A 7506-nucleotide genomic window follows, 5' to 3' on the forward strand; every position below is an offset into this window, starting at 1 on the left:
CTTCACAACCGGAGGCCCTCACCCCAGCACAAGCTCAGCCCCGTGTCGGGAAACAACGTCCCTGGACATCACAGCTAGTCAATGCGGAAGAGGTCGGAGCGCAGGGGTCAGTCGATGCAGTGCGGCCACTCCGGGGCGTCGTTCTCGTAGACCGTGAGCGATTCGACGACGGCGTGGGCGGTGGGGTCCTGATCGGTGCGGCCCGAGGTCAGCGTCACGTGGCGCGCGCCGTCGTTCTCCACCCACGCATGCGAGTCGTGCGACTTGTCCGTGAAGGGACCCCGCACGCGCTCGATCTCGGCCACGGGCGTGCCGACGCCGAAGCCGTCCGCGGTCCGAGGGCCGCGCGGATCCAGCTCCGCCGGGCTCCCCTGGTCCGCGGCCGGCTCGCGCAGGAACAGCGTGACGATGGTGTCGTCGAGACCTGAGACGAGCAGCTCGTGGTCTCCGACGGGAATCCGGACGCTGTGGCAGTCGGGATTGGGGTGACCGTTGCCACCGTCGACCTCGAGGCCGAACAGCGCCGCCGTCTCCTGCAGGTCGCCGCCGAGCAGCACGGGGCCGATGCCGGCCGTGCTGATCTCCCACGTCGAGGGGTCGTCCAACGTCGGTCCGCTCGGCGGCGCGGGGCTCTCCACGGTCGGCGATGGGGACGGCGCAGCGGACGGCGATGCGGAGGTTTCGGGGGAGGGCGCGGGCGAGCCTCCCGCGGCAGCCGTGCCCGTCGCGCACGCCGTCAGTGGCAGCGCGAGGACGGCGAGGAGAGGCAGCAGGCGGCGGGTCACGGGGCGTCCTTTCGGCGGTGTACGCCACTCATGATGGCGGTCCAGATCGCCGGCGTCGCGGGATACCGCGTCACGGTCCCGTAACGCTCGTCTTTCCGGCGCCCAGCCGGGTGTCGGGGGGCGCGCCTAGACTCGTAGCGCCATGAGCGAGTCCTCCACCCCCATCATCGTCCCCTCGGGCGCCGGCCCCCGCGGGGCCGCGCACGACGAGCTGCTCGACGGGCTCAACCCGCAGCAGCGCGAGGCGGTCGAGTACCGCGGGCAGGCGTTGCTCATCGTCGCTGGCGCGGGGTCGGGCAAGACGCGCGTGCTGACGCACCGCATCGCGTCGCTGCTGCGCAGCCGGGAGGCGTGGCCCAGCCAGATCCTGGCGATCACGTTCACGAACAAGGCCGCCGGGGAGATGCGCGAGCGCGTCGAGCAGCTCGTGGGCGACAGCGCGCGCGGCATGTGGATCTCGACGTTCCACTCCGCGTGCGTGCGCATCCTGCGCCGCGAGGCCGAGCAGTTCGGCTTCACCAAGGCGTTCACGATCTACGACTCGGGCGACTCGCGCGCGCTCATCAAGCGCCTCGTCAAGGAGCACGAGGCCGACGCGCTGGGGCTCACGCCCGCGTCCGTGCAGTCGCGCATCTCGAAGCTCAAGAACGAGCTCGCGGACGCCGACTCGTACGCGCGCGACGCGAACATGAACGATCCGGCCGAGCGGATGTTCGTCGACCTGTTCAGCGACTATCAGCGTCAGCTGCAGCGCGCCAACGCGTTCGACTTCGACGACCTGATCGCGCAGACGGTGTACCTGTTCCGCGCCTTCCCCGACGTGGCGGACGTCTACCGAAAGCGCTTCCGGCACATCCTGGTGGACGAGTACCAGGACACCAACCACGCCCAGTACGCGCTGATCCACGAGCTGACGCGCCCCGTGCAGTCTTCCGTCGACGCCGGCGGCGGGATGCTCGCGCTCATGGACGAGCAGGACGGCGCCTCGCTCACCGTGGTCGGCGACTCCGACCAGTCGATCTACGCGTTCCGCGGCGCCGACATCCGCAACATCAGCGAGTTCGAGCGCGACTTCCCCGGCGCGAAGGTCGTCCTGCTGGAGCAGAACTACCGCTCGACGCAGAACATCCTGACCGCGGCGAACTCGGTGATCCGCAACAACTTCGACCGCAAGGACAAGCGCCTCTGGAGCGACCAGGGCGACGGCGAGAAGGTCGTCGGCTTCACGGGCTACTCGCAGCACGACGAGGCGCAGTTCGTCGCGGACGAGATCGAGCAGCTGCGGCGCAAAGGCGTCGACTACGGCCAGATGGCCGTGTTCTACCGCACCAACTCGCAGTCGCGCGCGCTCGAGGAGATCTTCATCCGCTCGGCCGTGCCGTACAAGATCATGGGCGGCACGAAGTTCTACGAGCGCCAGGAGATCAAGGACGCCCTGGCCTACCTCGTCTCCGTCGCCAACCCGGCCGACGAGATGGCGCTACGCCGCATCATCAACAAGCCCCGCCGTGGCATCGGGGACGTCACCGTGGAGACGATCAGCGGGTTCGCCGAGCGCGAGGGCATCACGTTCCGCGACGCGCTCGGACGATACGCGGAACTCGGGCTCGGCCCGAAGCTGCAGGGCGCCGTCGCCCAGCTGCACAACGTGCTGGCCGAGGCATCCGAGATCCTGCTGCCGTCCTCCGGTGAGGCGCCCCCGCCGACCTCGGTCGCCGAGGGTCTGCAGGTGCTGCTGAACAAGACCGGGTACCTCGACGCGCTGCGAGCCAGCCGCGACCCCCAGGACGAGGCGCGGGTCGAGAACCTCGACGAGCTCGTCGCGGTCACTCGCGAGTTCGCACGCAACAACCCCGAGGGCACGGTCCTCGACTTCCTGACCGAGGTCGCGCTGGTCGCCGACAGCGACGACCTCGACGACGAATCCGGATCCGTGTCGCTCATGACCCTGCACACCGCCAAGGGACTGGAATTCGACACCGTGTTCCTGACGGGCGTCGAGGAGGACCTGATCCCCCATCGAATCTCCGCGGGAGAGCCAGGCGGGCCCCAGGAGGAGCGCCGGCTCTTCTACGTGGGCATCACCCGCGCCCGTAAGCGCCTGTACCTGTCGCTCGCGATGACGCGCGCCCAGTTCGGCGAGGTCTCGGCGGCGATGCCGTCCCGGTTCCTGCAGGAGATCCCCGCCGAGATCATCCACTGGAGGCAGTCGCCCGGCGACGTCAACTCCCGCGGAGGCACGCAGTCGCGCGCGCTCAACGCCCGCCGGCCACGCGACCGCTGGGGGAACACCCAGCAGCTGCCGCCGGGCGGCGGCCTCAAGCCGAAGTCGACGGCGATGGACCGCTTCCCCGGCATGGTCACCAACAAGGTGCGCGACAACGGCGACCTCGAACTCGCGGCCGGCGACCGGATCCGTCACGAGGACTTCGGTGAGGGTCGCGTGGACGCCGTCACGGGTGAAGGCCCCAAGCGCATCGCACACGTGCGCTTCGACTCCGCCGGCTCCAAGAAGCTGCTCATCAAGATCGCGCCCATCACGAAGCTGTAGCGAGGACCCCGGCGAGGGGTTGCGGGCCCCACGTAGGCTGGGCGCATGGGACTGTTCTCACGGAAGAAGAAGACCGAGGCCGGTCAGTCGGCGCCGTCCGAGACGCCCGAAGCGGCCGAGCACTCGCCATCCGGTGTCGACGCCGCCCCCACGGCCGAGAGCGTGCCCACGGAGGCCTCCGCTGCCTCCCCGGGCGACGCGCGCGAGCCCGGGGCGCCTACGGAGCAGGCGGGCGACGCCGCCCCCCAGGTGAACATCTCCGTGTCCTCCTTCCGCGGGCTGGGGGGCGCCGCAGCGCCGCAGCGCCCCGCCGAAACCGGAGCCGCGGCGCCGCCGGCCGCCGCGCCCGTGCCGCCCGCACCGCGCGAGCTGCCGCTGGCCCCCGCCGCCCCGCCCGAGAAGCTCGAGACGGTGCCCGGCCTGCGCGACAACACCCTGCTGCGCGACGCGCTCGCGGCGCTGCCGGCGAAGCCGACGGGCGCGCAGCTGCTCGGCGTGGTGCGCCAGATGATGCAGGGCCACGTGTACCTGCGCGTGCAGGGCAACGCCCGTGAGCAGCTCGCCGAGGGGAACGGGCGCCTGACGTTCGGCGTCGCGCGGGACGGCGACAAGACGTACATGCTCGTCTTCAGCTCGGGCAAGGCGCTGCACGAGGCCGTGCGCGCCGACGGCGATGCGAGCACGTCGGCCGTGGGCCAGCCGGTCGGCGCGATCCTCAAGCACCTCGTCGACAACGGGTTCTCGGGTCTGATCATCGACAACAACTCCGCTCCCCACCGCGCCGTGCTGCCCCGCGAGGTGCTGGAGCGCGCGCTCGGCCAGGCCGACCCGGAGATGCGCCTCAAGGCCGCGCTCGCGGCGCCCCGCGAAGCGGACACGCCGCACCGCATCGCGACGCTCCTGGCGGAGGGCGTGCCGCTCTGGGTGGCGGTCGGCAAGGCCGCGGACGACGCCGAGAAGCTCGGGATCGCGGAGGCGCGGCTCGCGGACGGCACCCGCCTGCTGCAGGTCTACTCGCACCCGCTCGAGGTCGCCGCGCAGGGGCGCGAGGAGCGTGCCCTGCCGCTCAGCGCCGCCAAGATCGGACGCATCCTGCGGGAGCACGACGCCGTCGGCGGCATCATCATCGATCCCGCCGGCCCGCTCATGACGCTCACGCGCGAGGAGCTGGCTCCCGTCATGGCCCTACCGGACGAGCCCGAGGCCCAGGCCTGACGACCGCTCCCGCACGCGCCGCGTCAAGCGGCTGTTCCGTGCGCGGCCGGCGTCCTAGGGTGGCGGCATGGCGTCCGAACGCATCACGCTCACCGTCCCCGGCCCGCATGGCGATCGCGAGGTGAGCCTGTCCAGCCCCAACCGCGTGCTGTGGCCCGACCTCGGCATCACGAAGCACGAGCTCGCCGAGTACGTCATCGCGGTCGCCGACGCCTTCCTCGCGCACAACGGCCACCGACCCGTCTCGCTGGAGCGCTATCCCGACGCGGTGGGCGGGGAGAGCTTCTTCTCCAAGAATCCGCCGAAGGGCGCTCCCGACTTCGTCGAGGCCGAGACCGTGACCTACAACAGCGGCCGACGGCATCCGCAGCTCGTGCTGACCGAGCCGGCCGCGATCGTGTGGGCCGTCCAGATGAACACCGTGGTGTTCCATCCGTGGGCCTCGCGCGTGCCGGACACGGACAACCCCGTCGAGCTGCGGATCGACCTCGACCCGCAGCCGGGCACCGACGTCGCGGATGCGGTCGTGGCCGCGCACGCCCTGCGTGAGGTGCTGCGGGAGGCCGATCTCGAGCCGTGGATCAAGACGAGCGGCAACCGCGGCCTGCACGTGTTCTGCCCGATCGTGCCGGAGTGGGAGTTCCTCGACGTGCGGCACGCGGTGATCGCCGCCGGACGCGAGCTCGAGCGGCGGATGCCCGACCAGGTCACGACCGCGTGGTGGAAGGAGGAGCGCGGCGAGCGGATCTTCGTGGACTTCAACCAGGCGAACCGCGACCGGACGATGGCCGGCGCATACAGTCCGCGCGCGCTGCCGCACGCCCCGGTGTCCGCTCCGATCGCGTGGGAGGAGCTCGACGACCTCGACCCGGCCGCCTTCACGGTGCGGACGATGCCGGAGCGGCTGGCCCAGGGCGACCCCTGGGCGGGCATCCAGGACGCGCCGGGGCGCCTGGAGACGCTGCTGCAGTGGTGGCAGCGCGACCTCGACGACGGGCTCGGCGAGCTGCCGTTCCCGCCGGAGTTCCCCAAGATGCCCGGCGAGCCGCCGCGCGTGCAGCCGTCCCGCGCCCGCAAGGCGGAGTGATGCCCGCCGACGCTCTGTCAGGCTTCCGCGGGGCGGTTGTTGGCACGGCGCACGGGGCGGGGCGGTTTGCCCCCGAGGTACGACGCGGCCGAGTCGACCAAGAACCCCTGGCGCAGCGCCTGACGACCGATGAGCATCCGGAAACCCATCGCGTCCCGTCGCGTGAGGGTGACCTCCGCGAGGACGCTGCGGTCCGTCAGCCGGAGCTCGAGCAGCACGACCACCCGCTTCTCCGCATGACCCGACGAGCTGCGCACGCGGCGCCGATCGTGGACGGGCAGCTCGACCTGCACGGCGTCGTCGGAGCTGCGCTGCCAGGGGTGGATCTCGAAACGCACCCAGGCTTTGCCGTCGCGCTCGAACTCGTGCAGCGCGAAGGCATGCAGGGAGGAGGTCTGCGCGCCCGTGTCGATCTTCGCCTTCATCCAGTCGACACCCAGGTCGGGCAGGCCGATCCATTCCCGCCATCCGACGAGGCGGGAGGGATGATGGACGGACACGTGACCCATCAAAGCAGGAACTCTCCTCGGATCAGGACACCTAAGTGAAGATCGCCATCCTGTCGCGCGCTCCCCGCAGCTACAGCACCCAGCGTCTGCGGGCCGCCGCCATCGAGCGAGGGCATGTCGCGAAGGTGCTCAACACCCTGCGCTTCGCGATCGACCTGTCCGGGGACGAGCCCGACCTGCAGTTCCGCGGCAAGCGGCTGTCGCAGTACGACGCGATCCTCCCGCGCATCGGCAGCTCGATCACGTACTACGGCACGGCGGTGGTGCGACAGTTCGAGCAGATGGACGTCTACACGCCCAACACCGCCAACGGCATCGGCAACGCGCGGGACAAGCTGCGGGCCAATCAGATCCTGTCGCGGCACGGGATCGCGATGCCGCCGACGGCGTTCGTGCGCAACCGCGCCGACGTGATCCCGGCGATCGAGCGGGTCGGGGGCGCCCCCGTCGTCGTCAAGCTGCTCGAGGGTACGCAGGGGATCGGGGTCATCCTCGCGCCCGAGATCAAGGTCGCCGAGGCGATCATCGAGACCCTGCAGTCGGCCCGCCAGAACGTGCTGATCCAGCACTTCGTCAAGGAGGCCCGGGGCCGCGACGTGCGCGCCCTGGTGGTGGGCGACCGTGTGGTCGCGGCCATGCGGCGCACCGCGAAGGGTGAGGAGTTCCGCTCGAACGTGCATCGCGGGGGCACGGTGGAGGCAGTGCAGCTGGATGACGAGTACCAGCGCACCGCGGTGCGGGCCGCACAGATCATGGGTCTCAAGGTCGCGGGCGTCGATCTGCTCGAGGGCGCGGACGGTCCGCTCGTGATGGAGGTGAACTCGTCGCCGGGTCTCGAGGGCATCGAGACCGCGACGAAGCTGGACGTCGCCGGCGCGATCATCGACTACATCGCCAACCAGGTCGCGTTCCCGCAGATCGACGTGCGCGAGCGGCTGGCCGTCTCGACGGGGTACGGCGTCGCCGAGCTCGTCGTGCACGGCGACGCGGACCTCGTCGGCAAGACGCTCACCGAGTCGGGGTTGCGCGAACGGGACATCACGGTGCTGACGGTGCACCGGGGCACGGGCGTCATCCCCAACCCGGGCGGCCATCACGTGCTCGCCGCGGAGGATCGCCTGCTGTGCTGGGGCCGCCTCGAGGAGATGCGCTCGATGATCCCCGAGCGCCCCAAGCGCCGCCCGCGCGTGAAGAAGCTGCCCAAGCAGCCGCTGCCGGACACCCCCTAGTCGAGGACGTCGCCCGCCCCGTACGGCCGACCCACGGCGTTGACTAGCTGTAGTTCCCCGACACGTTGTGAACGTGTGAGCTGAGGCGAGGGCCTCCGGGGACGATGTGGGTTACCACACTCACACATCA

Annotated in this window: 6 protein-coding genes; 4 read left to right on the forward strand and 2 right to left on the reverse strand. The window is 70.8% G+C overall.

Translation table 11 applies throughout. The annotated features are described in order from the left end of the window. Positions 1-107: 107 nt before the first annotated feature. Positions 108-785: a hypothetical protein gene (locus IEX37_RS15725; RefSeq protein ID WP_188757321.1), complete on the reverse strand. Its 678-nt coding sequence runs from the start codon at positions 783-785 to the stop codon at positions 108-110. Positions 786-927: 142 nt separating this feature from the next. Here IEX37_RS15725 and IEX37_RS15730 point away from each other — a divergent pair, with 142 nt between their 5' ends. From IEX37_RS15730 to ligD, 3 genes are all read left to right on the forward strand, one after another. After that, on the forward strand, positions 928-3336 hold the full coding sequence (locus IEX37_RS15730; protein ID WP_188757322.1) for an ATP-dependent helicase: 2409 nt from the start codon (positions 928-930) through the stop codon (positions 3334-3336). Positions 3337-3381: 45 nt separating this feature from the next. Beyond that, the gene (locus IEX37_RS15735; RefSeq protein ID WP_188757323.1) at positions 3382-4551 is read left to right on the forward strand and encodes an SseB family protein; all 1170 of its coding nucleotides are present in this window, start codon (positions 3382-3384) and stop codon (positions 4549-4551) included. A gap of 67 nt (positions 4552-4618) precedes the next feature. Continuing rightward, a complete protein-coding gene (ligD, locus tag IEX37_RS15740; protein ID WP_188757324.1) occupies positions 4619-5638 on the forward strand; it encodes a non-homologous end-joining DNA ligase in 1020 nt (339 codons plus the stop codon). A gap of 17 nt (positions 5639-5655) precedes the next feature. Here ligD and IEX37_RS15745 read toward each other — a convergent pair whose 3' ends face one another. Next, positions 5656-6138 (reverse strand): ATP-dependent zinc protease family protein, encoded by a 483-nt coding sequence (locus IEX37_RS15745; RefSeq protein WP_268236553.1) that lies wholly within the window; start codon positions 6136-6138, stop codon positions 5656-5658. 44 nt (positions 6139-6182) lie between these two features. Here IEX37_RS15745 and IEX37_RS15750 point away from each other — a divergent pair, with 44 nt between their 5' ends. After that, entirely contained in the window at positions 6183-7376 is a 1194-nt protein-coding gene (locus IEX37_RS15750) for a RimK family alpha-L-glutamate ligase (protein ID WP_188757326.1), read from the forward strand. Positions 7377-7506: the final 130 nt, after the last annotated feature.

Origin of the sequence: Microbacterium album (assembly GCF_014643695.1) — a bacterium.
Lineage (GTDB): Bacteria > Actinomycetota > Actinomycetes > Actinomycetales > Microbacteriaceae > Microbacterium > Microbacterium album.